At 64.4% G+C, this 2,340-nt stretch carries 1 protein-coding gene and 1 pseudogene; both read right to left on the bottom strand.

Annotation, left to right across the window (positions count from 1 at the left end):
• On the bottom strand, positions 1–1,210 hold a 1,210-nt coding region (locus ACESL8_RS08975), incomplete at its 3' end, for an SDR family NAD(P)-dependent oxidoreductase (protein ID WP_372917984.1).
• A pseudogene (locus ACESL8_RS08970) lies at positions 1,207–2,340 on the bottom strand (acetyl-CoA synthetase); the annotation flags it as partial. The pseudogene ACESL8_RS08970 and the gene ACESL8_RS08975, both read right to left, overlap by 4 nt.

Raw genomic sequence — 2,340 nt, 5'->3', positions numbered from 1 at the left:
GGCCGCGCGTTGGCAGGATCACGGCGCCATCAATCGGGGCGATGTGCGCGGTGAACCTTGCCAGCGCTGAATCCATGGCCATGTGATCGTGGCGCGGGAAGCGCACCGCGGTGACGCCGGCGGGCAAACGTTCGGCAGCATCGTCCAGCGCCGCCTGAGCGTGGAAACCGATCAGCACGCGCGCACCCTGCCCGGCGAACAAACCGGCAATCGCCAGCGCATCATCAAGCTGGTTGCCGGCGCTGATCAATATGCCGTGGCCATCACCGTCAACGGAACGCATGTCGGGCCGGTGCAGGAACTCGCTGCGCGATTCCAGTGGCACAGCCATGCCGTGCGTCACTTCAAAATCATGCGCGGCAAAGGCGGCGGATTCGTCCGAACCCAAAAACACGCAGGCATTGGCGATGTCGGCCGGCGTCGGGAAGGTTTTGGCTTTGGCAGCACCGTCAACGCTGCGCTCCAACGCCATCAGATCAAAGAAATGATTGGCAGTGCTGCCAGCCGCATCGCCCTTCAATTTGTCCATTGCCGCAAACACGGTGCGGATACGTTCCGAGGCAATCGGGCCGGGATATAGCTGGTTGACGCGGATGCCGCGCGGGCCAAGCTCGCGGGCCAGCCCCTTGGAAAGGATGTTGAGCGCGGCCTTGGGCACCGTGTAGGCAGCGCGGCCGAAATAATCGGTACGGCTGAAGATGGTGGAGACGTTGATGATGCTGCCGCCCTCGCCCATCGCCGGGGCAGCGGCACGCACCAGATTCCACGCCACCACCATGATGTTGCGGGCCGCATCGCCCACGGTCTCGCTGTCGGGCGTGCCTTCGAGTTCCTCGCGCAGCAGGGGCAGATCGCCCAGCACCTGTTTGGGCCCAGCCGAACCGGCGTTGTTGACAAGCACATCAATGCGGCCGTGGCGGGCGATGATTTCGGATATGCCGGCGCGCACCGATTCAATATCGGAACCGTCCATGGTGACGATGCTGGCCCGTTCGGCGCTGGCGCCGGTGTCGGCCAATGCCGCGTCCAGCGCCGCCGTGGTGCGCGCTGCATCGCGGCCCGACATCACGACCGTGGCGCCTTCCGCCAGATAGCGCCGCACGATACTGCCGCCCAGATTTCCGGCCGCGCCGGTAATCAGCGCGACCTTGCCTGAAAGGCGGCCCGATGCAGCGGGTTCGCCGCCCTTGGTGTTCGACATCGCGCTCATTCCCCTTGGCCTTTCAAAGCGGCCCACGCTTCGTACAGCTCGTCCTTGCCGCGCAGGCCCGTCGCCGGAAGTGCATGGTTGACGATATTGGTCGCGCCGGTGTGGCGGTTGTCCCACATCGATTGGTGCGCTTCGGGCAGGCCTTCCCACGGCACCACGGTCGGCTCGGTCACATCCAGAATGCCGGCCGCGATCATGTCGTTCATGCGGGTAACTTCATAGGCGTTGCACAGGTGGGTGCCGCGGATCTCCGCCATCGGCATCACGATGCGGCGCTGGCGCGTCCACACCTGCGGGGCGTAAAAATTATACCGCTGGCCGGCCATGTCTTCACAGTAAACCACGCGGCCGGTGAACGGCTTCACCATGGCGGTGGTCACGCCCAGCGTATCCTGACCGCTGCGTTCGAGCACGATATCGGGATTGCCGCGCGGATCGTCGGGGGAACGCAGCAACTTGCCCACCGCGTTACCAAACGGCTTGAGCGTCTTGTCCTGGAATTGCCGCACGGCTTCACGGAAATTCTCGATATCGTCGCGTGCCACCGGCAAGCGCGGCATGGTGTCGGGCCAATCGAAATTGCTGCCCTCCCGCCGCTTGATGCCTTCGAGGCTGACCACACCGGCCACCGCATCTTCAAAGCCCAGCGACAGAATGAATTCGCGTTGGCCATCGGTGTTGGTGACGACGACGATGCGGCAGCCCAGTGCGCGCGCAGCCTCGATCATCTCCAGCCCGGTTTCATCAGCCAGTGCGGCCGTGCCGGGGCCGTAAAAAATCAGCACCGCCTCGCCGCCGCGCACACCGGCACGGGCCAGCATGGTGACAGGGTCGGAGCCGCCCTTCTTGCCCATGAAGCTGAGGTGATAGCCCGATGACGCGCCATAAAACGCCAGCACGCCGCCTGTCCCCAGCAATTGAAAGGAGCGCGGAAAGGCGGTTTCACCGGCGTGGCTTACAGCATAATCCGCCAACTTGCCGCCGTTCATCGCCTTGTATTCAGCCACCAGCGCCTCGCCGGCCTGTTCCCACGCGGCCCAATCGGTCTTTCCGCCATCAGGCACGGAGGTGAACAGCGATTTGAAGCGCGCATCGGTGCGGTCGAGCGCGCCAACCGCGCCCTTGGATTT

Source organism: Sandarakinorhabdus sp. (genome assembly GCF_041689835.1).
In the GTDB taxonomy this organism is placed as follows: Bacteria; Pseudomonadota; Alphaproteobacteria; order Sphingomonadales; family Sphingomonadaceae; genus Sandarakinorhabdus.
The sequence above is the reverse complement of the archived record's forward strand: the minus strand, read 5'-3'. Positions and strand labels throughout refer to the sequence as shown.